Origin of the sequence: Rhodococcus xishaensis (assembly GCF_004011825.1) — a bacterium.
Classification (GTDB): domain Bacteria; phylum Actinomycetota; class Actinomycetes; order Mycobacteriales; family Mycobacteriaceae; genus Prescottella; species Prescottella xishaensis.
Genome location: NZ_RKLO01000001.1, coordinates 515,281 through 539,753 on the forward strand (window position 1 = coordinate 515,281; position 24,473 = coordinate 539,753).

General features: G+C 66.4%; 20 protein-coding genes and 2 tRNA genes. 13 read left to right on the top strand and 9 right to left on the bottom strand.

Annotated elements, in window-relative coordinates:
* The first annotated feature begins 172 nt into the window (after nucleotides 1-172).
* The 5 genes from ssb to EGT50_RS02495 all read left to right on the top strand — a co-directional run bounded on the left by ssb (nucleotide 173) and on the right by EGT50_RS02495 (nucleotide 8,671).
* Nucleotides 173-679: a single-stranded DNA-binding protein gene (gene ssb / locus EGT50_RS02475; RefSeq protein WP_127950996.1), complete on the top strand. Its 507-nt coding sequence runs from the start codon at nucleotides 173-175 to the stop codon at nucleotides 677-679.
* A gap of 124 nt (nucleotides 680-803) precedes the next feature.
* Nucleotides 804-2,477, top strand: a complete 1,674-nt coding sequence (ettA, locus tag EGT50_RS02480; RefSeq protein WP_127950997.1) for an energy-dependent translational throttle protein EttA — start codon at nucleotides 804-806, stop codon at nucleotides 2,475-2,477.
* 179 nt (nucleotides 2,478-2,656) lie between these two features.
* Nucleotides 2,657-7,522: an NAD-glutamate dehydrogenase gene (locus tag EGT50_RS02485; RefSeq protein WP_127950998.1), complete on the top strand. Its 4,866-nt coding sequence runs from the start codon at nucleotides 2,657-2,659 to the stop codon at nucleotides 7,520-7,522.
* A gap of 17 nt (nucleotides 7,523-7,539) precedes the next feature.
* Complete coding sequence (locus EGT50_RS02490; RefSeq protein ID WP_127951363.1) at nucleotides 7,540-7,998, top strand: acyl-CoA thioesterase; 459 nt, start codon at nucleotides 7,540-7,542, stop codon at nucleotides 7,996-7,998.
* A complete protein-coding gene (locus EGT50_RS02495; protein ID WP_127950999.1) occupies nucleotides 7,991-8,671 on the top strand; it encodes a hypothetical protein in 681 nt (226 codons plus the stop codon). Before EGT50_RS02490 ends, EGT50_RS02495 begins: the two co-directional genes overlap by 8 nt.
* Before the next feature lie 31 nt (nucleotides 8,672-8,702).
* On the opposite strand, the gene EGT50_RS02500 is transcribed toward EGT50_RS02495, so the two are convergent.
* The 4 genes from EGT50_RS02500 to EGT50_RS02515 form a co-directional block, all read right to left on the bottom strand.
* A complete protein-coding gene (locus EGT50_RS02500; RefSeq protein ID WP_127951000.1) occupies nucleotides 8,703-9,329 on the bottom strand; it encodes a TetR/AcrR family transcriptional regulator in 627 nt (208 codons plus the stop codon).
* Between the two features lie 2 nt (nucleotides 9,330-9,331).
* Nucleotides 9,332-10,564 carry a cytochrome P450 gene (locus EGT50_RS02505; RefSeq protein ID WP_127951001.1) on the bottom strand — a complete coding sequence of 411 codons (1,233 nt, stop codon included), beginning with the start codon at nucleotides 10,562-10,564 and terminating at the stop codon, nucleotides 9,332-9,334.
* Nucleotides 10,565-10,640: 76 nt separating this feature from the next.
* Nucleotides 10,641-12,245: a glycoside hydrolase family 13 protein gene (locus EGT50_RS02510; protein ID WP_127951002.1), complete on the bottom strand. Its 1,605-nt coding sequence runs from the start codon at nucleotides 12,243-12,245 to the stop codon at nucleotides 10,641-10,643.
* 57 nt (nucleotides 12,246-12,302) lie between these two features.
* The gene (locus tag EGT50_RS02515; protein WP_127951003.1) at nucleotides 12,303-12,728 is read right to left on the bottom strand and encodes a globin; all 426 of its coding nucleotides are present in this window, start codon (nucleotides 12,726-12,728) and stop codon (nucleotides 12,303-12,305) included.
* A gap of 180 nt (nucleotides 12,729-12,908) precedes the next feature.
* Between EGT50_RS02515 and EGT50_RS02520 the strand changes: the two genes are divergently transcribed.
* The 3 genes from EGT50_RS02520 to EGT50_RS02530 are packed head-to-tail and all read left to right on the top strand — an operon-like array spanning nucleotide 12,909 to nucleotide 14,297.
* A complete protein-coding gene (locus EGT50_RS02520; protein WP_408014579.1) occupies nucleotides 12,909-13,535 on the top strand; it encodes an HNH endonuclease in 627 nt (208 codons plus the stop codon).
* Nucleotides 13,536-13,582: 47 nt separating this feature from the next.
* Nucleotides 13,583-13,834, top strand: coding sequence for an aa3-type cytochrome oxidase subunit CtaJ (ctaJ, locus tag EGT50_RS02525; RefSeq protein WP_127951005.1), 252 nt, complete (start codon nucleotides 13,583-13,585; stop codon nucleotides 13,832-13,834).
* Entirely contained in the window at nucleotides 13,821-14,297 is a 477-nt protein-coding gene (locus EGT50_RS02530) for a DUF5130 domain-containing protein (RefSeq protein WP_127951006.1), read from the top strand. Before ctaJ ends, EGT50_RS02530 begins: the two co-directional genes overlap by 14 nt.
* Nucleotides 14,298-14,419: 122 nt before the next feature.
* On the opposite strand, the gene pepN is transcribed toward EGT50_RS02530, so the two are convergent.
* Both pepN and EGT50_RS02540 read right to left on the bottom strand, forming a co-directional pair.
* On the bottom strand, nucleotides 14,420-17,005 hold the full coding sequence (pepN, locus tag EGT50_RS02535) for an aminopeptidase N (RefSeq protein WP_127951007.1): 2,586 nt from the start codon (nucleotides 17,003-17,005) through the stop codon (nucleotides 14,420-14,422).
* Between the two features lie 117 nt (nucleotides 17,006-17,122).
* Complete coding sequence (locus tag EGT50_RS02540) at nucleotides 17,123-18,364, bottom strand: NAD(P)/FAD-dependent oxidoreductase (RefSeq protein WP_235870516.1); 1,242 nt, start codon at nucleotides 18,362-18,364, stop codon at nucleotides 17,123-17,125.
* 214 nt (nucleotides 18,365-18,578) lie between these two features.
* Between EGT50_RS02540 and EGT50_RS02545 the strand changes: the two genes are divergently transcribed.
* Nucleotides 18,579-19,226: a DsbA family protein gene (locus EGT50_RS02545; RefSeq protein ID WP_127951009.1), complete on the top strand. Its 648-nt coding sequence runs from the start codon at nucleotides 18,579-18,581 to the stop codon at nucleotides 19,224-19,226.
* A gap of 6 nt (nucleotides 19,227-19,232) precedes the next feature.
* Here the strand turns inward: EGT50_RS02545 and EGT50_RS02550 are convergent, their stop codons facing one another.
* Nucleotides 19,233-20,156 (bottom strand): M48 family metallopeptidase, encoded by a 924-nt coding sequence (locus EGT50_RS02550; protein ID WP_127951010.1) that lies wholly within the window; start codon nucleotides 20,154-20,156, stop codon nucleotides 19,233-19,235.
* A 164-nt stretch (nucleotides 20,157-20,320) separates the two neighbouring features.
* Here EGT50_RS02550 and EGT50_RS02555 point away from each other — a divergent pair, with 164 nt between their 5' ends.
* On the top strand, nucleotides 20,321-20,803 hold the full coding sequence (locus tag EGT50_RS02555; protein ID WP_127951011.1) for a ribose-5-phosphate isomerase: 483 nt from the start codon (nucleotides 20,321-20,323) through the stop codon (nucleotides 20,801-20,803).
* A 10-nt stretch (nucleotides 20,804-20,813) separates the two neighbouring features.
* Complete coding sequence (locus EGT50_RS02560) at nucleotides 20,814-21,611, top strand: Fpg/Nei family DNA glycosylase (RefSeq protein WP_127951012.1); 798 nt, start codon at nucleotides 20,814-20,816, stop codon at nucleotides 21,609-21,611.
* On the opposite strand, the gene EGT50_RS16950 is transcribed toward EGT50_RS02560, so the two are convergent.
* Nucleotides 21,608-22,450 (bottom strand): GA module-containing protein, encoded by an 843-nt coding sequence (locus EGT50_RS16950; protein WP_164873325.1) that lies wholly within the window; start codon nucleotides 22,448-22,450, stop codon nucleotides 21,608-21,610. The two genes, EGT50_RS02560 and EGT50_RS16950, sit on opposite strands and share 4 nt — an antisense overlap.
* A gap of 168 nt (nucleotides 22,451-22,618) precedes the next feature.
* Nucleotides 22,619-22,689 (bottom strand) — tRNA-Gly (locus EGT50_RS02570).
* A 139-nt stretch (nucleotides 22,690-22,828) separates the two neighbouring features.
* Here EGT50_RS02570 and EGT50_RS02575 point away from each other — a divergent pair.
* Together EGT50_RS02575 and tig are read left to right on the top strand one after the other, a co-directional pair.
* A tRNA-Pro gene (locus EGT50_RS02575) sits at nucleotides 22,829-22,905 on the top strand.
* 87 nt (nucleotides 22,906-22,992) lie between these two features.
* Nucleotides 22,993-24,351 (top strand): trigger factor, encoded by a 1,359-nt coding sequence (gene tig, locus EGT50_RS02580; RefSeq protein WP_127951013.1) that lies wholly within the window; start codon nucleotides 22,993-22,995, stop codon nucleotides 24,349-24,351.
* Nucleotides 24,352-24,473 lie beyond the last annotated feature (122 nt).

Consider the following 24,473-nt stretch of genomic DNA (forward strand, 5'->3'; position numbering starts at 1 on the left):
CCGCGTGCTGTTGGGGATGCGACTTCGGTTCATCCACATCCGTTTCCGGACCTGTAATCCGTGCCGAATCCGCGGCATCGTCAAACGCACCGCTCCAACGAGCGGTGCGTTCGTCGTTGCGGGGGACGGAAGTGGTCGAGACAGAAGTGGTCGACAGACGAGGGGGAAGTCGATGTACGAGACGCACGCCGCAGTGATCGGCACAGTCATCACCGATCCGGTCAAGCGCGAGACGGCATCCGGCGAAGCGGTGATGAGTTTCCGCATGGCAAGCAACGTCCGCCGACGCGACCGAGAGTCGGGGGATTGGGTCGACGGCGGCACCCTGTACCTGACGGTGAGTTGCTGGCGCCGGCTGGTGCAGGGCGTGGGCGCGTCGCTGATGAAGGGCGATCCGATCATTGCCTACGGCGAACTGCGCACCAACGAGTACCGCACAAGAGACGGTGACCCGCGCACGGACCTCGAGATGCGGGCCAGCGCAGTGGGCCCCGACCTCGCGCGGTGCAGTGTTCGAGTCGACAGGTCGGGGCGGCTGCGAGTCGGGTCGTCGTCGGATGAGGCCGCGGTCGAAGCGGCGGCCGTGGGAGAGGCGGCCACCTGCGATCGGAACGGCCACGGAAGCGGCGAGGTCGCCGACAAGGATGTCGACGAGGGCGTCGCATCACTGACCGGATAGCCGGACTCCTCGCGGTGTCGGCTCACGGTCGGGCCGAACAGGTGGTCACGGTACGCTGACAGGCGAGTCGTACGTTCTCGCAGCCGGTGAGCTGCACGTTTCCAGTCCAGATTGGAGCCCTTGGGTGGCTGAGTTCATTTACACGATGAAAAAGGTGCGCAAAGCGCATGGCGACAAGGTCATCCTCGATGACGTCACCATGAGCTTCTACCCGGGCGCCAAGATCGGTGTGGTGGGCCCGAACGGCGCCGGCAAGTCGAGCATCCTGAAGATCATGGCCGGACTGGACCAGCCGTCGAACGGTGAGGCCTTCCTCGACCCCGAGGCCACCGTCGGCATCCTGCTGCAGGAACCGCCGCTCAACGAGGAGAAAACGGTCAAGCAGAACGTCGAGGAGGGCCTCGGCGAGATCAAGGTCAAGCTCGACCGCTTCAACGAGATCGCCGAGCTGATGGCCACCGACTACTCCGACGAGCTCATGGAGGAGATGGGCAAGCTCCAGGAGGATCTCGACCACGCCGACGCGTGGGACCTCGATTCCCAGCTGGAGCAGGCCATGGACGCGCTGCGCTGTCCGCCCGGCGACGAGCCCGTCACTCACCTGTCCGGTGGCGAGCGCCGTCGGGTCGCGTTGTGCAAACTGCTGCTGAGCAAGCCGGACCTGCTGCTCCTCGACGAGCCCACCAACCACCTCGACGCCGAGTCGGTTCTGTGGCTCGAGCAGCACCTCGCCAGCTACCCGGGAGCGGTCCTCGCCATCACCCACGACCGTTACTTCCTCGACCATGTCGCGCAATGGATCTGCGAGGTGGATCGCGGCAAGCTGCACCCCTACGAAGGCAACTACTCCACGTACCTGGAGAAGAAGGCCGAGCGCCTCGAGGTCCAGGGCAAGAAGGACCAGAAGCTCCAGAAGCGCCTCAAGGAGGAGCTAGCCTGGGTCCGGTCGGGTGCAAAGGCTCGTCAGACCAAGAACAAGGCCCGCCTCGACCGCTACGAGGAAATGGCTGCCGAGGCCGAGAAGCACCGCAAGCTCGACTTCGAGGAGATCCAGATCCCGACGCCGCCGCGTCTGGGCAACGTTGTCGTCGAGGTCGACCATCTGGACAAGGGCTTCGACGGCCGTGTCCTGATCAAGGACCTCTCGTTCACTCTCCCGCGCAACGGCATCGTCGGCGTCATCGGCCCGAACGGTGTCGGAAAGACCACGTTGTTCAAGACGATCGTGGGCCTCGAGGAGACGGACTCGGGCACGGTGAAGGTGGGCGATACGGTCAAGCTCAGCTACGTCGACCAGACCCGCGCCAACATCGACCCGAAGAAGACGGTGTGGGAAGTCGTCTCGGGCGGTAACGATTTCATTGAGGTCGGTCAGAACGAGATGCCGTCTCGCGCATATGTCAGCGCGTTCGGCTTCAAGGGGCCGGACCAGCAGAAGCCGTCCGAGGTCCTGTCCGGTGGTGAGCGCAACCGCCTGAACCTCGCGCTCACCCTCAAGGAGGGCGGCAACCTGATCCTCCTCGACGAGCCGACGAACGACCTCGACGTGGAGACCTTGGGCTCGCTCGAAAACGCCCTCCAACAGTTCCCGGGCTGCGCCGTGGTGATCTCCCACGATCGCTGGTTCCTCGACCGCACCTGCACCCACATCCTGGCGTGGGAAGGCAACGTCGAAGAGGGCGCGTGGTTCTGGTTCGAGGGCAACTTCGAGGCGTATGAGAACAACAAGGTCGAGCGCCTCGGCGTCGAAGCGGCACGTCCGCACCGGGTCACGCACCGCAAGCTGACCCGGGACTGATCTGATGATCGTGGGTGCGGTGCCGGTCGGCGCCGCACCCACGTCGCCGTTACCTGCACGATGCACTCCGAGTAGATACGACCGTCTGCTGTGGTCTGCGTCTCACCCGCGGTGCGGTCGCCGCGTTAGGCTCGCCATTGAGCCACCCGGTGACCTCGAACCAGGGACGGAGCGTCGCGATGACGGAATCTGTAGATGCCGACTGGACCCTCGAATTGCCTGCCGCTTTGCGCGAGTGTCTGCCGGCGCTGAGGAACGCCTACTTTCGGCACACCTCCGCCGGTGAACCCGATAGCGTCCTGAACGGCCGTTTGGATTCCATTCTTCGCGAGCATCTGCGCCTCGCTCGACGCCGCAAGCTCGGCCGGGCAGCAGTCCGCGTCCACCGTCGTAGCGACAACACCGGAGTCGGGGCGGCACTGCAGATCGTCACCGACGACATGCCCCTGCTCGTCGAATCGGTCACCGCGCTTCTGGTAAGGCTCAATCTGACGATCAGTGAAGTGGTCCACCCGATCTTCGGCGTGCGCAGGGACGCGGAGGGGGCGTTGGAAGAGGTCCTGCCGGAGGTCTCCACCCACGACGTGCCCAGCGGCGTCGCCTTGGAGTCGTGGATTCACGTGCAGTTGCACCCCGCAACCGAAGGTGCCCTTCTCGACTCCCTCGAATCGTCGATCGCTGACGTCCTTACTGACGTGGCGCAGGTCGTGGCCGACACCGAAGAGATCCGGGCGCTGGAGCGCACGATCGCGGCCGAACTCGATTCGCGCGCTGACAGTCCGCCACCGGGACGGTCGGCCGACGAGGTGCGCGATTGTGCGAATCTGCTGCGTTGGCTTGCGGACGGCCACTACACCGTGCTCGGCTACCGACGCTACGAAATCGGCAGTGGGCACCGAGCTGAGGTTGTCCGGGGCAGCGGGCTGGGCGTGCTGCGTGCGGACCGGCTCATCGGGGAGTACGTCAAAGTCCCTTTGGCGGTGGACATCCCGGATTGTCCGTTGCTGGTACTGACCCAGGGGTCTGTGCCGGCGACGGTGCATCGGTCGGTCTATCCCTACTTCGTCGGCGTCAGCATCGTCGACGACGACGGTGCGATCATTGGCGAACACCGATTCCTCGGGGTGTTCACCGTGACGGCGATGCACGAGAACGTGCTCGACATTCCGGTGATCGAACGCCGGGTGCGAACCGCGATCGAACGTGCCGGGTTCGATATCGAATCGTTCTCGGGTCAGGCGATGCTCGAGGTGGTGCAGTCGTTCCCGCGCACCGAGCTCTTCTCCATCGACACCGACACCCTGGTCGAAACGATGACCGCAGTGCTCAACATCGGGCTGCGGCGCCAGGTTCGATTGTTCATGCGCGAGGACGGTTTCAAGCGCTTCGTCTCGTGCCTGGTCTATTTGCCGCGGGACCGGTACAACACCCGGGTGCGGCGGGCGATGCAGCAGATTCTGCTCGACGAACTCGGCGGTGGCTCGCTCGAGTACACCGTCCGCGTCACCGAGGGCGATCTCGCGATGCTGCACGTAACCATCCGCAAGCCACCGAGTGCGCGCGACGTCTATATCGACACGGGGGAGTGGAACCGCCTCCGCATCCAGGGTCTGTTGGCCGCTGCGAGCCGTAGCTGGGACGACCACTTCTCGGATGCCGTGGCCGACGATCCGACGGTGGATCCCGCGCTGGCGGCGCGATATGCGGCCGCGCTGCCGGAGAGCTACAAGGAGGACTTCGACGCCGAGCGGGCGTTGGCGGACATTGTGCGTGTCGAGGCCCTCGACGCCGACTCCATCGACTTGCGGCTCTACCAGGACGCGTCGGCACCTGCAGGGCAGTGGCGATTCGCGCTGTACTTCGCTGGTGAGGGCATCTCGCTGTCGCATGTGCTACCGGTCTTGCACAGCTTGGGCGTCGAAGTTCTCGACGAGCGTCCGTACTTGATCGTGAGGCCGGACGCAATGCATTGCTGGATATACGAATTCGGTCTGGAGGTCCCGGCGGAACTCCTGGGCGGCGCAGTCGTGGACTTGAGTGCCGGCGGACCGGACGAACGGTTGCGGAATCGCTTCACGGAGGCGTTCACCGCCATTTGGCACGGTCGGTGCGCGGCCGACCGGTTCAACGAACTGGTGCTGCGCGGCGGCCTGGCCTGGCGGCAGGTCACGGTGCTCCGCGGGTACGTGAAGTACCTGCGCCAGGCCGGTTTCGCGTACAGCCAGATCCACATCGAAAGGGTGGTGCTCGATCATCCGGAGATCGCCCGGGAGCTGATCGAGTTGTTCGAGGCGTTGTTCGACCCGGACCACGCCTCTGACGAGCGCTCGCGCGACCTGGAGGCTGCGTTGCGGGCAGACATAGGCGAGGTCGTCAGTCTCGATGTCGACCGCATTCTGCGTGCGCTCTTCGGTCTCGTACGAGCGACGTTGCGGACCAACCACTTCGTCGTCGACGGCGATGGCAACTCGCGCGGGTACCTCTCGCTCAAGTTCGACCCGGGCCGGATCTCGGAACTGCCCAAGCCCCGCCCGCGGTTCGAGGTGTTCGTGTACTCACCCGACGTCGAGGGCGTCCACCTCCGTTTCGGCCCCGTCGCGCGCGGTGGCCTGCGATGGTCGGACCGCCGTGACGACTTCCGCACCGAGATCCTCGGGCTCGCGAAGGCTCAGGCCGTCAAGAACGCTGTGATCGTACCGGTCGGAGCGAAGGGCGGGTTCGTCGTGAAGAAGTCCGTGCCGGTCACGGGTGACATCACCGCCGACCGGCAGGCGGCTCGTGATCAGGGAGTCGCGTGCTACCGAACCTTCATCTCGGGTCTGCTCGACATCACCGACAACGTCGACCGGGCAGCCGGTGGGGTGGTGCCACCTGCGCGGGTGGTGCGCCGCGACGGCGACGATGCCTACCTCGTCGTGGCGGCGGACAAGGGCACGGCGACGTTCTCCGACATCGCGAACGAGGTCGCGGCGGAGTACGGGTTCTGGCTGGGTGACGCGTTCGCGTCCGGAGGTTCGTCGGGATACGACCACAAGGAGATGGGTATCACCGCGCGCGGTGCGTGGGAGAGCGTCAAACGACACTTCCGGGAACTCGGAATCGATGTCACTACAGACGATTTCACGGTCGTCGGAATCGGTGACATGAGCGGCGACGTGTTCGGCAACGGGATGCTCCTCAGCGAGCACATCCGCCTGGTCGCCGCCTTCGACCATCGGCACGTGTTCCTCGATCCGAATCCGGACGCGGCCCGGTCGTTCGCCGAACGGAGTCGGATGTTCGCGATGCCGCGCTCGTCGTGGGCGGACTACGACCCCACACTGATCAGTGACGGTGGCGGTGTGTACGCGCGAACGGCGAAGTCGGTGCCGATCAGCCCGCAGGTGCGGGCGGCGCTGGGCATCGACGAGGGCGTGACCGAACTGCCGCCGCCGGACCTGGTGAAGGCGATCCTGACCGCACCCGTGGATCTGTTGTGGAACGGCGGCATCGGCACGTATGTCAAGGCGGCGTCCGAGTCCGACGCCGCGGTGGGCGACAAGAGCAACGACGCCGTGCGGGTCGACGGCGCCGACCTGCGGGCCAGGGTCGTCGGTGAGGGCGGCAATCTCGGCGCCACCCAGCTGGGACGAATCGAGTACGCACTGCACGGCGGCAAGATCAACACCGATGCGATCGACAACTCGGCCGGTGTGGACTGCTCGGACCACGAGGTGAACATCAAGATCCTGCTCGACGCGCAGGTCAGCAGTGGCGAGTTGGCACCGGAGGAGCGCGACCCGTTGCTCGTGGCGATGACCGACGAGGTGGCGAGGCTGGTGCTGGCGGACAACATCTCGCAGAACGATCAGCTGGGTATGTCGCGAGCGAGCGCGCCGCAGATGCTCGGCGTCCATCGTCGCCTGATCGCCTCCCTCGTCTCCCAGCATGGTCTCGACCGGAGGCTCGAGGCGTTGCCTACCTCACCCGAGCTCACCAAGCGCGCACAAGCCGGCCACGGCCTCACCTCGCCGGAGCTGGCCACGGTGATGGCGCATGTCAAACTCGCATTCGCGCAGGACTTGCTGGCGACGGAACTGCCCGACAGCGACTACTTCGCGGCCTGGCTCCCGGACTACTTCCCGATCCAGCTGCGTTCTCGGTTCAAGTCGTCGATCCGCTCGCACCCACTGCGTCGCGAGATCATCGCGACGATGCTGGTCAACGACGCGATCGACAACGGCGGCATCACCTATGCGTACCGGCTCGCCGAGGACGCAGGGGCGTCCAGCACCGACTCGATCCGGGCGTACGCCGCGGTGACCGAGATCTTCGAACTACACGACGTGTGGGAGCGGGTGCGCGCCGCCGAGATGCCGACACAGGTGTCGGATCTGCTGATGCTGCAGTCCCGGCGGGTGTTGGATCGGGCTTCGCGCTGGTTCCTGTCGAGTCGTCCCCAGCCGATCGCGGTCGGAGCCGAGATCAGCAGGTACTCCTCCGAGTTCCGCAAGCTGGCCCCCAGGGTCCCCGGTTGGGTGCAGGGCCACCGTCTGACCGACCTCGAGCGGAGCGCCGGGGAGGTCGTGGCGGACGGAGCACCCCGCGACCTCGCCCTCGAGGTGTACGGGCTGCTGGACCTGTTCAGTCTGCTCGACATCATCGATGTCGCCGACATCTGCGAGCGTGACGGTGAGGAGGTCGCCGAGCTGTACTTCGCGCTCGATGCTCACCTGGGCGTCGATTGGCTGCTCACCGCTGTCTCCGACCTCGAGCGTGGCGACCGCTGGCACGCGCTGGCGCGATTGGCATTGCGGGACGACCTGTACGGGTCGCTACGGTCGCTGACGCTCGAGGTGCTGGTCGCCGGTGAGCCGAGCGAAACGCCGGAGGAGAAGATCGACTACTGGGAGTCGACGAACGCGTCGCGACTTGCGCGCGCGAGGTCCGCGCTCGCGGAGATCTTCGAATCTGGAACCCTGGATCTCGCGACGTTGTCGGTGGCGGCGCGTCAGGTACGGAGCATGGTGCGAGGCATGGGCACCAGATCGGAGGTCGGACGGTGAGTGGGGCGCAGGACGCCATGCGGAACGGGAGTGTTGTAAGGGCTGTCGTCGAAGGGCGTCGCGCGGGCTTCCACACGAAGGTGGTGGTCCGTTGGTCCGACATGGACGCCTTCCAGCACATCAATCACGCACGGATGGTGACGCTGCTCGAGGAGGCACGGGTCCCGCTGCTCTTCGAGGAAGGCTTACCGACGGCGACACTGCGCGACGGCGCGGTCATCGCCGATCTGCACGTGCGCTATCGCGGCCAACTCCGCCACGACGACAGCCCCCTCGACGTCCTGATGTGGGTCGAGCAGATACGCGCCGTCGACTTCACGCTCGCCTATGAGGTGCGCCCCGGAGGAGCGGCGGCCTCGACGCCGGCATCGATCGTCGCCTCGACACAGATCGCCGCGTTCGACATCGCCACCCAGAGGCTGCGTCGACTGACCGCGTCCGAGCGCGGATACCTGGAGCAGTTGAAGCGTGGATGAACGGGTTCTGAGGGTTCCCGACGCCGCGGATCGCGCGAACCTCGCGATGTTCGTCGGGCGCGCGCTGCGCCTCGACGAGTCGGCGGTGATCCGCCTGCGGCGTCGAGACGACGGGCGTGTGTCGGTGTGGGTGCCGACCGGATTCGATGCTCTCGCCACTTGTTCCGTCGCCGGAGACGTCCGCCCGCAGGACACGACTGCGGGCGGCGACATGCTGCTTCGGGCGCTCGGTGAAGCAGCGACCGACATCGATCCCGGGTTCGCTATGGACTCGGCGTGGCGCGGGGCACTCCCGCCGGAGGCCGGCTTCCTCCACGTGGACGACGTGCCAGCCCGGGTCCTGCTCGGGCTGGCCCAGCGTGGTGCCGCTCTGGCGAGAGAACACGGCAGCACACAGGGGCCACCTACGTCGTTGCTCGACCAGAAGGTTCTCGAGGTCGAGGGGGGCGGGACGACCGTTGAGGTATCGATGCGGACCGTCTTCGCTCTCACCGGCATGGGCTTCGTGCCGCGCGCGGACGGCCGGCCGGCGGCCGCGGAGACTGATCTCGACGCCATCGCCGAGAACGAGATCGTTCGGGTGCGCGCTGCGCCGTCCTGGTTGCGCCTCGACGCCCGGTTCGGCTCGGTCTACGCGCGCCGCGCGGGGGCGATCCCCTTGTTCACCGTGTAGCTAGGGCAGCTCTCCGTGTAGCCAGGACAGCTCACCATGTAGGTAGGACGACCGGGACCACGAACTGCTCCACCATGGCGCGCTCGTCGTCCACGTCGGCGCCCGGGACGGTGAGAAGCGAGACGATTGCGCGTACCAACCACCGCGCGCGACCAGCGATATCGGCGTCCTCCCTGAATCGGACGTCACTGTTTCGGCGGTCGGCGCTCCGGTTGTCGCGGCCCCGCTCGTCGGAGAGGAACGAGATGCCGAGCACCTCGATCACCTCGGATGTACTCGCGAGTTCGGATGCGACTCCTGCGTCGCCGAGACCGAACCACGCGGCGAGGGTTGGTGTAGACCGGACCTCGCGTACCGCCATGATCACTGCCTCGGTCACGCGCTCCCGAGGATCGGTGACGGGGGCGAGTGCCGCGGCGATACGTTCCCCGAGGCGGCGGGCCTCACGGTGCACGAAGGCGCGGTGCAGGGCTCGCCGGTTCTCGAAGTAGCGATACAGAGTCGCCCGCGAGCATCCCGCGGCCTTGGCGACCTCAGCCATACCCGTTGTGGCCACGCCACGCTCGACAAAGAGTGCCGCGGCCGCGTCGAGAATCCGCTCTGCCGCAGCCTCGACGCGATCGTCCTGCAGCCACGAACCGGATGTCCTGGCGTTCATGATCATCCGGCGCGGAACGGCACCCGGGTGGGGCGCCGGACGTAGTTCCCGGCCGCGTACTCGACTCCGTCGATGTCGACGTCGAAGTCGGGGCAACGTGCGAGCAGTTCCTCGAGCGCGACTCGCGCCTGCATGCGTGCGGCGGCCGCACCGAGGCAGTGGTGGTTGCCATTGCTGAACGTGAGGATCTGCCGCGGGTTGCGCAGCACGTCCAGTTCCTCGGAGTCGGGGCCGAACACGCGGGGATCGCGATTCGCAGAGCCATAGGCGAGCAGTACCTTGCGGCCGGCGGGGATCGTCACATCCTCGATCGTCACGTCGCAGGTGGTGGTGCGCGCGAGGCCCTGGACGGGGGAGGTGAGCCTCAGCAACTCCTCGACCGCAGCGGTGATCCGTCCGAGGTCGTCGAGAAGCAGCTGCCGCTGGTCGCGACGCTGGGTCAGCAGTTGCACTGCGCCACCGAGCATTCCGGTGGTGGTGTCGTTGCCTCCGGTGACCATCGTGAACGCGAAACCGAGAATCGACAGGATGCCTGCAACATCGTCGTCGGCGCCCATGCCAGCGGCGACGAGATGTGAGATGGTGTCGTCACCGGCGTCCCCATTGGCGGCGTCGGTCTTGCGTCGTTCGATCAGTTCGCCGAAGTAGGCCATGAGATCTCCGACCGCGGACGCTGCCTCGAGCGGGTCGCCGTTCGCGTTCGCCGCCACGATCGCCTCGGTCCAACCGTCGAACTGGCCGCGGTCCTCCGGAGGCACACCCAGGTAGTGCGCGACGACCATGCTCGGCAGCGGCTTGAACAGCTCGGTGACGATGTCACCCTCACCGGCGGCGCGCAGTCGCTCCAGCCGCTCGACGACGAAGCGGCGTACCTCCGGTTCGACCGTCTCGACCTGGCGCGGCGTGAACCCACGGGCTACGAGACGGCGGAACTGAGTGTGCACCGGTGGGTCGAGCATGACCAGCGGGGGATTGTCACGTAACCCGATCTTGTCGAGTTCGCCGTAGGTCATCGTCAGCCCCTCGGCGGACGAGAACGTCTCGGCGTCACGGGCCGCGTTGTATACGTCGGCGTGCCGGGTCAGCACCCAGTAGTCGTAGTCCGGTGCTCCCTCCGGCACGACGTTGTGGACGGGATCGTGCTCGCGCAGCGCCGCGTACATCGGCCACGGGTCCCGCCACGTGGGGCCGGAGCGAGGGACGTAGGCCGCTTTGCCAGACATTGTCTTCGTCATGTCTCAACCGTGAGACAGATCACTCGATTTGTCAATGGTGGCCGGAGGTGCCGGAGCGGCTCGACGGGCGACCGGATCAGACCAGCCAGGCTGCGGAATCGGCGGGTAGCAGCCCCTCGACAAGGGGCAGACTCGTCAGCACGACAGTGCCGGCCGGAAGCCGGATCGGCGCCTCGGTGGCGTTGAGGACACAGATCAGTCCGCCCCTGCGGCGGAAGGCCATGCATCCGGGCGGGCTTCCATACCAGTCGATTTCCGCGCCGGAGCACTCCGCGAGCGACGATCGCAACTCGAGGGCCGTCCGGTACAGCGACAACGTCGAATCGACGTCCTCGAGTTGCGACTCGACCGTCAGGGACTCCCATTCCGGTGGCATCGGCAGCCACGTGTCCGTAACGGTCGAGAAGCCGAACGGTGGGCGCGCTCCCTCCCACGGCATCGGCACGCGGCACCCGTCGCGGCCGCGTTCGGTGCGCCCGGATCGCTCCCACACCGGGTCCTCGAGCGCCGAGTCCGGCAGGTCCACGTTCGGCAGGCCCAACTCGGCGCCGTTGTAGATGAACGATGCGCCAGGAAGTGCGAGTTCGACGAGGGCCATCGCCCGGGCGCGGGCTACTCCGCGGTCGCCGTCGCCGTAGCGGGTGACCTCACGCTCGACGTCGTGATTGGACAGTGTCCATGTGGGTGTGCCGCCGACCCGCTCGACCGCATCGAGAGAGTTCTCGATGGCAGCCCGCACCGAGTCGGCGTCGAAGGGTGTCTCGGCGAGGCGGAAGTTGAAGCCCAGGTGCAGTTCGTCCGGACGGATGTACTCGCCGAACCGCTCGTTGTCCCGTACCCAGATCTCGCCGACGGACATCGCGAACGGATACTCGTCCATGACCCGCCGGATGCCGCGGTGGATCTCGTGGACGCCCGGGTTGTTGAACCGGGGATCGTCGTCGTCGTTGCGGAGCAGCGCGTTGGTGTCCCAGTCGTGGTCGGGAAGGCCCTCCGGTTTGGCCATTCCGTGTGCGACGTCGATCCGGAAGCCGTCGACTCCGCGATGCAACCAGAACCTCAGTGTCTCCTCGAGGTCAGCGAAGACCTCCGGGTTGTCCCAGTTCAGATCGGGCTGTTCGGCCGCGAAGATGTGCAGATACCACTGGCCAGGGGTGCCGTCGGGTTCGGTGATGCGCGTCCAGGCGGGGCCACCGAAGACGCTCGGCCAGTTGTTCGGAGGCTGCGAACCGTCCGGTCCGCGGCCCTCGCGAAAGATGTAGCGTTCGCGGGCGTTGCTGTCGGGTCCGGACGAGAGGGCTTCCTGGAACCACGGGTGCTGATCGCTGGTGTGGTTCGGGACCAGGTCCATCGTGACCCGGATGCCGCGCGTGTGCGCCTCGGCGATGAGGGTGTCCATCGTCGCGAGGTCGCCGAAGAGAGGATCGATATCCCGCGGGTCCGACACGTCGTAGCCGTGGTCTGCCATCGGAGAACGGGCGATCGGACTGAGCCAGATCGCGTCGACCCCGAGTAGTTCGAGATAGCCGAGGCGATCGGTCACGCCACGAAGGTCACCGACACCGTCGCCGTTGGAGTCGGCGAACGACCGCGGATAGACCTGGTAGAAGACGGCGTCCGTCCACCACCGGTGCGAGTCCGACGGCTCCTGGGCGACGGACGAATCCTCTCGCGTGGACACATTCACTCATAGTGCCGCATTGAATGCCCGGCAACGACCTCGGTCATCGCACAGGGGCTAGACCGGCGAGTTCACCATCGACGCTGCCGCCATCTCCATGTAGTCGATGAGGGCACGCCGGTGCGATTCGTCGAGGGTTCGGTCGTCGATGGATGCGATCGCCGTGTGCATGCAGCGCAGCCAGGCGTCCCGCTCGATCGGGCCGATCCGGAACGGGGCGTGCCGCATCCGCAGTCGGGGATGGCCCCGCTCGTCGGAGTATGTGCGCGGCCCACCCCAGTACTGCTCGAGGAACATGCGCATGCGGCGTTCGGCCGGCCCGAGATCGGCTTCGGGATAGAGCGGGCGGACGATCTCGTCCTTCGCCACTTCCTCGTAGAATCGGGCGGTGAGCTTGCGGAACGTCTCGGCGCCGCCGACTGCCTCGTAGAAGGTCTGCTGCGGCTGCGCTCCGCCGATGGTTTCTGGGTTCGTCTCAGTCATGTCACGCTCCATTGTGCCTGCAGTCGACGACCGCGGCCGTCGATGGTTGTTTACCCCGATGTGGGGCAGTATTTTTGCCGAAATGGGTGTGCGTGAACCGACCATCCGTGGTCAACTTGTGGCAGTCTTCGCGGAGGTGGCATGACACACCGAAAGAGCGGTCGATCGCACCGACAACTTATGCCCACTGACGTGCGTGAACACCGCACGTCGGGGGCTTACCCGTTGCACGTCATCCCCGAGTCGAGTTCGTCAGTTCCTGGACTGTCCGGTGGCAGCACACCGACCCCGTGGAACAAACGTCGAGTACTGCTACTCAATGCCACCTTCGAGCCGCTCACCGCCTTGCCCGCGCGTCGCGCGGTGGTGCTGATGGTGTGCGCCAAGGCCGACACCGTCCACGAGGATCCCTTCGGGCCCGTCATCCATTCCGAGGGTTGGGCTCTCCAGGTGCCGTCCGTGATCCGGCTTCGCAACTACGTGCGGGTGCCGTACCGGACCCGCGTGCCGTTGACTCGCGCGGCCCTCATGTACCGCGACCGATTCCGCTGCGGCTACTGCGGTGACAAGGCCGAGACCATCGATCACGTCGTTCCCCGAAGCCGTGGCGGCGGACACACCTGGGAGAACTGCGTCGCCTGCTGCGCTCCCTGCAACCATCGCAAAGCCGACAAACTACTCGGCGAACTAGGGTGGTCCCTGCGCACCGCGCTGGTGCCTCCGACCGGCCCGCACTGGCGACTGCTCGCGACGATCACCGAGGTACACCCCACCTGGCTTCCGTATCTCGGCGAGGGTGCTGCCTGACAGGACCCGGAACTTCCATTTCGGCAGCACTGGGCTAGGTTGGCCTCGTGAGCATTCTCGAGACAGCGCTGATATTCGTAGGGATTCCCCTCCTGGTCGTCGCGATCATCGGTCTCCTGTCCCTCCGAGGCCGGCGGTTGGCGAACCCCCAACCGGCGGCGTACCGCCTCGGTGAGCAGTGGACGCGCGGGCCGATCCTGTGGAGCGCCACCGACGAGGTGACCACGCACGGTCACCACGCGGCGCACACCGCGCTGGACGCAGATCTGATCGGAGGTACCGCAAGTGGCAAGTGGTGACGTTCTCCAGACCCCGGCAGTGGCGCCGGAGGACCTGCCGGTGGGCACGGTCGTGACCACCAGCGGCCGCCTCTCCGCAGTCCACCACGTCGGGGAGTTGCTCGATCAGCCGCCGTTCACAACGGACGACCTGGTGCGCATCGACGACGCACTCATCGACGCGACTCGCCTGACCAAGGTGCGGTTCAACATCTACATCGGCGACCTCGGCGAAGACCCGGCTATGGGTGCCGATGCCGTGTTCCCGACCACCCCGGAGGCCGAGCGTTCGGTCCTGATCGCGGTGTCGCCGAACCAGCGGGTGATCGAGGTCCGTGGCGGTAGCGCTGTCGCCAACCGCGTCACCGACCGGGTCGCGCAGCTCGGCGTCACGGCCGCTGTCGCCTCGTTCACCGAGGGCAACCTCATCGACGGCCTCGTGTCCGCTCTTCGTGTCATGAGCGCCGCGATAGCGCCCAGGTAAGCCTCGCACTCATCGCTCCACCTCCGGTGACCCGGCGTCTCGGCGGTTCAGCTCGGCTGACCGCACCAGACATCGGGTCACCGGCACTTCTTCTTCAGGTGGCGAGCCTCGAGTCGCAGGGCTCAGGTCGCGTCGAATGCGCGGGCCTTCAGCGACCGGACCACCCCAGCCCGGCCCTCGACCACGAGACGACGCAGCGCGGGCGGGTGATCACCCGTCAGGAATTGATCGGCGGCCTCCACGGACTGTTCACTGATCGACCACGACGGGTACAGCCCGACGACGACGGTCTGCGCGACCTCGCTCGACCGTCGCTCCCACACCGCGGGAACCTCCGCGAAATACCGTGCGACGTACGGCTCGAGCAACTGCGACTGTCCCGGCGCGACGATCCCGCCGATGATGGCGCGGGCTGTGATGTTCGGGACGGTGTCGTCGTCGAACACCGTCGTCCAAGCCTTCTCCTTGACCGCGGCCTGTGGGCGGGCGGCTGCCGCCGCCGCGGCCTGCCGGGCTCCGGCGGCAGTGGGATCGAGCATCGCCTCTGCGTCGATGAACGGAGTGTCGAGTCCGTCCGCGTCCACCTCCCCGGCAGCCGCGAGCGCATGCACCAGTCGCCAGCGCAGGTCGGTGTCGACGACCAGCCCCTTCAGGCCGAGCGTCGCGGGATCCTCGACGTCCAGCAGTTCCTGTAGGACCTCGGTGTGCCACGCCGACAGCTGCGAACCGGCCAACGCATTGACGAACGCCAACTGGTGGTCCGAGCCCGGCTCGGCCTCGCGGGCCAACTCGAGCAGACGGTTCGCGAACGCCGGCCAGCCGAACGCGTCGGCCCAGCCGGGATCGGCGTACGCCGACAGCGCCGTCTGTGCCTGCAGTAGCAGTCGCTGCACGACGCCGACTTCAGTCTCGGCACCGATGCCGCGCTGGACGAGGCCGACGAAGTCGCGCGCCCGCATCTCGGCCTGCCGCGTCATCTCCCATGCCGCCGACCATGCGAGCGTGCGCGGGAGCGGCTCGGCGATGTCATCGATGCGGCCGACGAGGGTGTCGAGCGAGTCGCGGTCGAGGCGCAGCGAGCAGTAGGTCAGGTCGTCGTCGTTGACGAGGATCAGCTTGCCGCGCGGGACACCCACCAGTTCGGGGACATCTGTGCTGGCGTCTTCGACGTCGAGTTCGACGCGGTGGGTGCGGACCAGCTTGCCTGTTGCCGGGTCGTCGTCGTAGATGCCGACCGCGAGACGGTGCACACGAGTCTCGCCGGCGCCAGGGTCAGCGCCCTCCTGGAGCACGGCGAAACGAGAGAAGGTTCCGTCCGGCTCGATCTGGAAGTCCGGTCGCAGAATGTTCAGGCCCGTGGTCTTGAGCCACTGCGCGCCCCAGTTCGACAGGTCGCGCCCGGACGCCTTCTCCAGCGCCCGCAATAGATCGTCGAACGTCGCGTTGGCGAACGCGTGGGCGGCGAAGTAGTCGCGCAGACCCGTCATGAACGGCTCGAGACCCACGTACGCAACGAGTTGTTTGAGCACGCTCGCACCCTTGGCGTACGTGATGCCGTCGAAGTTCACCTCGACGGCCGCCAGGTCGGGGATGTCGGCAGCGATGGGATGCGTCGACGGCAGCTGGTCCTGCCGATACGCCCAAGACTTCTCGACGTTCGCGAACGTGGTCCACGCGTTGGCGTACTCGGTGGCCTCGCTCTGGCACAGCACCGAGGCGAACGTCGCGAAGGACTCATTGAGCCACAGGTCGTCCCACCACTGCATGGTGACGAGATCGCCGAACCACATGTGCGCCATCTCGTGCAGCACCGTCTCGGCGCGTCGCTCGTACGCCGCGCGGGTCACCTTGGACCGGAACACGTAGTCCTCGAGGAACGTGACCGCGCCCGCGTTCTCCATCGCGCCGGCGTTGAACTCAGGCACGAACAGCTGGTCGTATTTGCCGAACGCGTACGGCATTCCGAAGTTGCGATGGTAGAAGCCGAACCCCTGCTTGGTCTCGGCGAAGAGCCGTTCGGCATCCATGTGCTCGGCGAGCGAGGCTCGGCAATAGATGCCGAGAGGGATATCGCCGTGCTCGTCGGAGTAGATGTCCGACCACTGCGCGTACGGGCCGGCGATCAGCGCCACCAGGTACGTGCTCATGCGGGCAGTGGTGCGGAAGATGTGCCGGCCCGGGGTCGCCGCGGGAGCCTCGACAGGCGCGGCGTTCGAGACCACCTTCCAGTTCTCTGGCGCGGTGACCGCGATGTCGAAGGTGGCCTTGAGATCGGGCTGGTCGAAGCACGCGAACATCCGTTTGGCGTCGGCGGTCTCGAACTGCGAGTACAGGTATACCGCACTGTCGGTGGGGTCGACGAAGCGGTGCAGCCCCTCACCTGTGTTCGTGTAGAGGCAGTCGGCATCGACGACCAGTTCGTTGGTTTCGGCCAAGCCGGCGAGCGTGACGCCGCTGGCCTCGTCGTAGGACGACACATCCACCGGTGAACCGTTGAGCACCGCGGAATGCACTGTGGCGGCGACGATGTCGATGAACGTCGAAGCCCCGGCCCGGGCGCTGAAGGCGACCGTGGTCCGTGAACGGAAGGTCTTCTCGCCCGGGCCGCCGGAACCGTCGGTCAGGTCGAGTTCGACGCGGTAGTTGTCGACCGAGACCAGCGCCGACCGCTCGGCGGCCTGTTCACGGGTCAGATTCGGTGGGGCCACGAAGATCTCCTTCAGGGATGGACAGTCAGCACGTCCATCTTCGGTGATGGACAGTCAGCACGGCCATCTTCAGGGATGGACAGTCAGCACTGCCATCCCATCACGTAAGCCTGTCGTTCAGCGGACGAGGTCGGACAGCGGCACGTCGGGAGCGGCGAGTCGGGCCGGATCTACCGAGGCGGACGACGACACGATCGCCTTGATGTCGTCGTTGACATCCCAGATATTGACGTTCATCCCAGCCAGCACGTGGTTCTCCTCGTCCAGCCAGAAGGCCAGGAACTCGCGTTCAGCGACGTCGCCGCGGGTGACCACCCTCGAGTACTCAGGTGCCCAGCCGACGTACTCCATGCCGAGGTCGTACTGGTCGGTGAAGAAGTACGGCAGATTCGTGTACTCCGCTGGACGCCCGAGCATCGTTGCGGCCGCGATCGCAGGTTGGTTCAAGGCATTGGCCCAGTGCTCCACACGAATCCGGGTGCCCAACCGTGGATGCTGCTGCATGGCGATGTCGCCGACCGCCACGATGTCGGGGTCGGACGTGGCGAGGTGCTCGTCCACGAGTACACCGCCGTCCACCGAGAGCCCCGCGGCCTCGGCGATCTCGACGTTCGGCTCGGCGCCGACCGCCACCAGGACCTCGTCGGCGGGCAGGACCGTGCCGTCGCTGAGCCGGACGCCGTCTGCACGTCCGGCCGAGACGGTGATCTCCTCGGCCCTCACGCCGAAGTGGAAGTCGACGTCGTGCTCACGGTGCAGATCTGCGAACACCGCGCCCATTTCCTTGCCGAGGGCGTGCAGCAGAGGCAGGTCGGACGGCTGGACGATGGATACGGCCACGTCGCGAGCCCGCGCGCCGGCCGCGATCTCGAGTCCGATCCAGCCGGCGCCGACGATCACCAGGCGTGATCCCGCGGTCAGTTCGGAGATCAGCGAGTCCGATTCGTCGATAGTTCGCAGATAGTGCACGCCCGCCGCGTCGGCGCCGGGGATCGGCGGGCGTCGCGGTCGCGACCCCGTGGCCAGGGCGAGCTTGTCGTAGTCGATCGTCGAATCGTCTGGGAGGACGACCTTCTTGTGCTCGCGATCGATCGATGTGACGGTAGTTCCCAGGCGGACGTCGATCTTGTGGTCGCGATACCAGTCCCCGCGCTGGACGGTGAAATCGGGCAAATCCTTCTTTCCGGCGACGTGCTCCTTCGAGAGTGGCGGCCGATCGTACGGCAGGTGCTCCTCGCCGCACAGCAGCACGATCGATCCGTCGAAGTCCCTGTCTCTGAGCGCTTCTGCGATCTTGGCGCCGGCCAGGCCGCCGCCGACGATGACGAATGTGCGATGGGATGACTCGTGAAGTGTCACGGATTGCTCCGTCTCCGAGTCGCGACGGCCGTCGCTGTCGACCGCCGTAGGCGACTCTCGCTGGTGGCTGTCCTCCATCGACACTATCGGGGGCGAGGGTGTCCGGGAAGGATCCGTACGGGGTCGTGGTTGTCTTTGACGGAAAGGTGTACTCCGACGTCGTGCAGACGTCACACCACCGGACCGTCACACCACTTCGAGTAAGGAGACGCACGTGAGTGATACAAGCGCCGCAAGCGGGGCTGTCAAGGACGGGGCTGCCAAGGACACTGTCGATTTCTGGTTCGATCCACTCTGCCCGTGGTGCTGGATTACTTCACGTTGGATCCTGGAGGTAACGAAGGTCCGTGACATCGACGCGAACTTCCACGTCATGAGCCTCGCCGTCCTTAACGAGGGCCGCGAGTTGCCGGACGAATACCGCGAGGCGATGACCAAGGCGTGGGGGCCGGTACGAGTGCTCATCGCAGCCGCGCAACAGCGGGGTGACGAGATCCTGTCTCCGCTCTACACGGAGATGGGCACCCGTATCCATAACGAGGACAACAAGGACCTGACCGACGTGATCGTCAAGTCGCTCGCGTCACTCGGGCTGCCCGCGGAGTTGGCCGCCGCCGCGGAGACCGAGGAGTTCGACGCCGAGTTGCGCCGTAGTCACCATGCCGGCATGGACAAGGTCGGCGACGATGTCGGCACCCCGACCATCCACGTCAACGGCACGGCATTCTTCGGCCCGGTCCTGTCGCGCATCCCGCGCGGCGAGGACGCCGGCAAGGTGTGGGACGGGGCAGTGACCCTCGCGTCCTACCCCTACTTCTACGAGCTCAAGCGGACCCGCACCGAAGGACCCATATTCGACTGAGTCCCCTCAGCGGTTCGTGAACGAAAAGTTCGGGTCGCGATAGATGTAGTCCGGTCGCTGGAACAGCCTGCCGTGGCGTGTCCGGTCCCGCAGGGCCGCGGCACGCCACGTCAGGACTGGGTGACTCGACAGCAGGTTCACCAGCCAGGGGAAGAAGCCGCGTTCGTTGGTCGCGCGATCGGCCAACTCGTCGAAGCCCACGTGGCCGACGAGGTATTTGCCGGCGCCGAGTACACCCATCGCTCCGGGCGCACCGGTCGGGTTGTTGCAGTAGCCGTGATTGTCCGCGGTGTACTCCATGGACCGGGATAGCGCCGAGCCGACCACCGGCACGTATCTGGTGGCGAACATGCCGAGTTGTCGCCAGTATCCGACGTGGCCGGCCGCGATGTGGCCCACCTCGTGCCCGATGATGAAGGCCAGGGCTTCGGGGTTGCGGGCCTGCCCGCCGATCTCGAAGAGGTCGCTGTAGACGACGACGTAGCGCCGGAACCCGTGACCGGACGCGAAGGCGTTGATCCGTCCGTTCCCCAGTACGACATACGCATCGGGTACTTCGGCCATCCCGAACCTGGCCGCCGCCTCGGTCACCATGCGGTAGCCGTCGGGGAACTGCGTCGGCGACATCTTGATGCCGTTCACCCGTTGGGTCCCGTACATCTGGCCGCGGGCCACGAAGATCAGGATCGGCGCGGCCAACACCACCATCGCCCAGTACGGCAGGTCGCCGCGCAGGAAGACCACCATCGCGACGACGTAGGTGACTGCCGTGATCACCACGACCAGCACCAGCAGCGGGATCTCCCACGGGTGCCGGGCCGGTGGCCCGTATGGAGAAAGCCCAGGGGGAGTCGGGACCGGCGAGTGCGCCCACGTGGAGGCCTGTGGCGACACGGTAGGCCCGGCGCTGTGCGGATGGTTCGGATACATGACCGGAATCTACCGGCGCAAGCCCGCTCCCACGGGGCCGGGATGGGTTCCGATGGGCTCCGACGTATCCCGATGCCTTCCTGCGCGTCTCGGCGCCGACGAGTGCGGCGTGGTCCCGAGTCCCCAGGGGTGTGACGTCGACGTGGCCTGTCAGAATTGGGGGCATGCGCGTATACCTGGGTGCCGACCACGCCGGCTTCGAACGCAAGAACCAGATCATCGAACACCTCACCGCGAACGGCCATGAGGCCATCGACTGCGGTGCACACGTCTACGACGCCCTCGACGACTACCCGGCCTTCTGCATCGAGGCGGCCCGCCGCGTCGTAGCCGATCCTGGCAGCCTGGGCTTGGTCCTCGGCGGTAGCGGCAACGGCGAGCAGATCGCCGCGAACAAGGTGCCGGGTGCGCGATGTGCGCTGGCCTGGAGCGTAGAGACCGCGCAACTCGCGCGTCAGCACAACAACGCGCAGCTGATCGGCATCGGCGGTCGCATGCACACCCTCGAGGAGACTCTCGCGATCGTCGACGCATTCTTGTCGACGCCGTGGTCGCAGGAGGAGCGCCACCAACGCCGCATCGACATCCTCGCGGAGTACGAGAAGACGGGCGTGGCTCCGGCAGTCCCCGGCGCTCCCGAAGCCTGAGTAGGCCGCGTTGCCCGAGGGTCACACGCTGCACCGACTTGCGCGCCTGCACCAGCGTCGGTTCGCGGGATCTCCGGTGCGTGTGTCGAGCCCGCAGGGGCGATTCGCCGAGGATGCGGCCCTGATCGACGGCCGCGTCCTCGTCCGATCCGATGCCTGGGGCAAGCACCTGTGGCATCACTACGAGGGCGGGCTCGTCGTCCACGTCCATCTGGGTCTGTACGGATCCTTCACCGAGTCCGCGGTGCCGCTCGAACCCCCTGTCGGGCAGGTCCGCATGCGCATGGTCGGCGCCGAGTACGGTTCGGACCTACGCGGTCCCACCGCATGTGAGGTGCTGCATCCACCACAGGTAGCGGCGATCGAGGCGCGGCTGGGGCCCGATCCGCTTCGCAGGGACGCCGATCCCGAGCGCGTGTGGGCGCGCATCTGCAAGTCGCCGACACCGATCGGCGCCCTGCTGATGGACCAGGCCGTCATCGCCGGTGTCGGGAACGTCTACCGGGCCGAGATCCTGTTCCGGCACGGCATCAGCCCCCAGCGCCCCGGTCGCCGCGTGAGCCGTGCCGAGTTCGATGCGATGTGGGCCGACCTCGTCGAACTCATGACGATCGGAGTGCGCCGCGGCAAGATGCACGTGGTGCGTCCCGAGGACGATCACGGCGAGCCGTCGTACGTGAAGGATCGTCCGCGTACCTACGCCTACCGAAGAGCAGGATCGGCGTGCCGCATCTGCGGCACGCCGATCGCTCACCTGGTCATGAAAGGGCGCAACCTGTTCTGGTGCCCCGCTTGTCAGGCTGACTAGAAGCCGAAGTCGCCGAAGTCGCCGCCGCCGAAGTCGCCCCCGCCGAAGTCGCCCCCTCCGAAGTCGCCCCCGCCGAAGTCGCCCCCGCCGAAGTCGCCCCCGCCGAAGTCGCCGCCGTCCATCGCGGTGTAATCCTCGCCGCCGCCGAAGTCCCCACCTTCGGCGCCGTCACCGGCCATACCGTCCTCGAGGCCGGCCTCGTAGCCGTCGGCGAACTCGTTGGCGTCATAGGGAACGCCGGCCATGCCGGAGAACATGGCCGAGAACAGGAACATCGACCCGACGCCCCAGGCGCCCGCGACGAGCGCCGGCTTCCACCACGGCTCGGAGTACCAGCCCGCCGGAACCGGGCGTCCGGCGACCCGGCCGCCGGGGTAGTAGTTGGGCGTGCGTGCCGACGGGTTCGGCGACGCCGACACCTGACGGCCCTCGAACTCGATCTCTCGGTCCTCGGTGACAGCACCGGCCGACTTCTGTCCGTCGATGCTCGGGACCTCCGGGCCAGGATCCATGCCCATCGCGGTGCGCGCGGCACGAATGTAGTAGAGGCCTTCGAGCGCGGTCTGCTTGGCCAGACGCGCCTGCACGGGCGTCGTCGCCTGCTCGATCTGCGAACCGGCAGCGGTGTACCGCTCGGATGCGTCCGCGAGCGCCTGCTTGGAGGCGTCGTCGGTGCCGGTGAGATTGAAGACCTGGCCACCGAGTCGCTCGATCGACTGGCGAGCATCCGCCTTGGCGTCGTCGAGTTGGTTTGCCGAGCTGGCCTTGTCCTTGTTCTGACTCTTCATGACCAGAAATACGACGGCGGCGAGAACGGCGGCGATGAGAAGGAGTTCCACGGGGTGCCTTCCGAGAGCGGCAAAGCGGACATCGACCAGAATACCGGGCCTTGATGTCCAGCGGACCTGTAGGTCTCGGCCGCATATCGGATGGCGTCGGCAGGATGCCAGGAAACGAAAAAACCCCGGCCACTGCGTCTGCGCAGATGATCCGGGGTTTTCTGTGAGAGGGGATGACGGGAATCGAACCCGCGTAGCCAGTTTGGAAGACTGGGGCTCTACCATTGAGCTACATCCCCGTGCAAACGGCATTCGTGGGATCGCCAGTGGTGCCGTGTGCGAGATGAGACTGTACCGACCTCGCTTTGGAATTCCTAATCCGGGGGCCGTAGGATTCTGCCCCGGGTCCTCGCGAGATTCGCGAAGTCCTTTTCCGGACGGGGTGTGGCGCAGCTTGGTAGCGCATCCGCTTTGGGAGCGGAGGGTCGCAGGTTCAAATCCTGTCACCCCGACCAATCGCGTGACGGCGTCGTGGATGCGGCCCGCTCGCGTACGAACGACATATCGAACTGAGCACCACCCGCAACGAAGGAGTCAGATCCGTGAAGAGCACCGTCGAGCAGCTCAGCCCGACGCGAGTCCGTATCAACGTTGAGGTGCCCTTCGAGGAGCTCAAGTCGGATTTCGACAAGGTCTACAAGACGCTCGCCCAGCAGGTTCGTCTCCCCGGCTTCCGCCCGGGCAAGGCCCCGGCGAAACTGCTCGAGGCCCGCGTCGGTCGGGGTACCGTGCTCGAGCAGGTCGTCAACGACGCTCTGCCGTCCCGCTACTCCGAAGCCGTCTCGGCCTCCGAGGTGAAGGCCATCGGTCAGCCGAACATCGAGGTCACGAAGCTCGAGGACGGCGAGGAACTCGTGTTCACAGCCGAGGTCGACGTTCGCCCGGAGATCACCCTCCCCGACTTCAGCACGATTTCCGTCACGGTCGACCCGATCGAGATCACCGACGAGGCCGTCGACGAGCAACTGCTGTCGCTGCGTCAGCGTTTCGGCACCCTCACGGGCGTCGAGCGCGCCGTGCAGGACGGTGACTTCGTTTCGATCGATCTGTCCGCCACCGTCGACGGTGAGGACGTACCCGAGGCCTCCACCTCTGGCCTGTCCCATGAGGTCGGCTCCGGCCAGCTGATCGAGGGCCTCGATGAGGCGATCGTCGGCGTCGGCGTCAGCGAGTCGAAGGAGTTCACCTCCAAGCTGGTTGCGGGCGAGCACGCCGGTCAGGAAGCAGTCATCACCGTCACCGTCAACTCGGTCAAGGAGCGCGAGTTGCCCGTGGCCGACGACGAGTTCGCTCAGATGGCAAGCGAGTTCGACACCCTCGCAGAACTCGAGGCCGATCTGCGTGAGCGCGTTGGACGGGTCCGCAAGGTCGAGCAGGCCGGCCAGATCCGCGACAAGGTCCTCGAGTCGCTGCTCGAGACCGTCGAGGTTCCGCTGCCCGAGGCCGTCGTCCAAGCGGAGGTCGATGCCGCTCTGCACGACGCCATCCATGGTCTCGACCACGACGAGGCGAAGCTCAACGCGCTGCTGGAGGAGCAGGGCACCACGCGCGAGCAGTTCGACGCAGACGCCAAGGAGTCCGCCGAGCGCTCGGTGAAGACCCAGCTGCTGCTCGACGCCATCGCCGATGCCGCAGGCACCACCGTCGGCCAGGATGAGCTCACCGAGCGGATCCTGTTCCAGGCGCAGCGCTACGGCATGGCCCCTGAGGAGTTCATTCAGCAGATCCAGCAGGCCAACCAGCTCGGCGCCGTTTTTGCGGACGTCCGCCGGGGTAAGGCGCTCGCGGGCGTCGTCGAAGCCGCTTCGGTGACCGACACTGCCGGCGAGACGGTCGACACCGCCGAGATGTTCGGCGCGGCCGAGTCGACCGAGGGTGGCGACGCCGAGGACAACAAGTAGAGGTAGACCCTCGCGACGTCTGTGACGTCGTCAAAGGACGTCGCGCAGGGATCGACTTTTCCGCTTTCAGCGAAGTAGGGCGGCACCGGGACTCCGGTGCCGCCCTACTTCGTTAGTGTCTG

Excerpts from the sequence above, each read along its gene's own strand:
- EGT50_RS02485 (WP_127950998.1), top strand. The coding sequence starts at position 2,657 with ATGACGGAATCTGTAGATGCCGACTGGACCCTCGAATTGCCTGCCGCT.
- EGT50_RS02520 (WP_408014579.1), top strand. The coding sequence starts at position 12,909 with ATGCCCACTGACGTGCGTGAACACCGCACGTCGGGGGCTTACCCGTTG.
- ssb (WP_127950996.1), top strand. The coding sequence starts at position 173 with ATGTACGAGACGCACGCCGCAGTGATCGGCACAGTCATCACCGATCCG.
- EGT50_RS02515 (WP_127951003.1), bottom strand. The coding sequence starts at position 12,728 with ATGACTGAGACGAACCCAGAAACCATCGGCGGAGCGCAGCCGCAGCAG.
- EGT50_RS02490 (WP_127951363.1), top strand. The coding sequence starts at position 7,540 with ATGCGGAACGGGAGTGTTGTAAGGGCTGTCGTCGAAGGGCGTCGCGCG.
- EGT50_RS02505 (WP_127951001.1), bottom strand. The coding sequence starts at position 10,564 with ATGACGAAGACAATGTCTGGCAAAGCGGCCTACGTCCCTCGCTCCGGC.
- EGT50_RS02555 (WP_127951011.1), top strand. The coding sequence starts at position 20,321 with ATGCGCGTATACCTGGGTGCCGACCACGCCGGCTTCGAACGCAAGAAC.
- EGT50_RS02500 (WP_127951000.1), bottom strand. The coding sequence starts at position 9,329 with ATGAACGCCAGGACATCCGGTTCGTGGCTGCAGGACGATCGCGTCGAG.
- EGT50_RS02550 (WP_127951010.1), bottom strand. The coding sequence starts at position 20,156 with ATGTATCCGAACCATCCGCACAGCGCCGGGCCTACCGTGTCGCCACAG.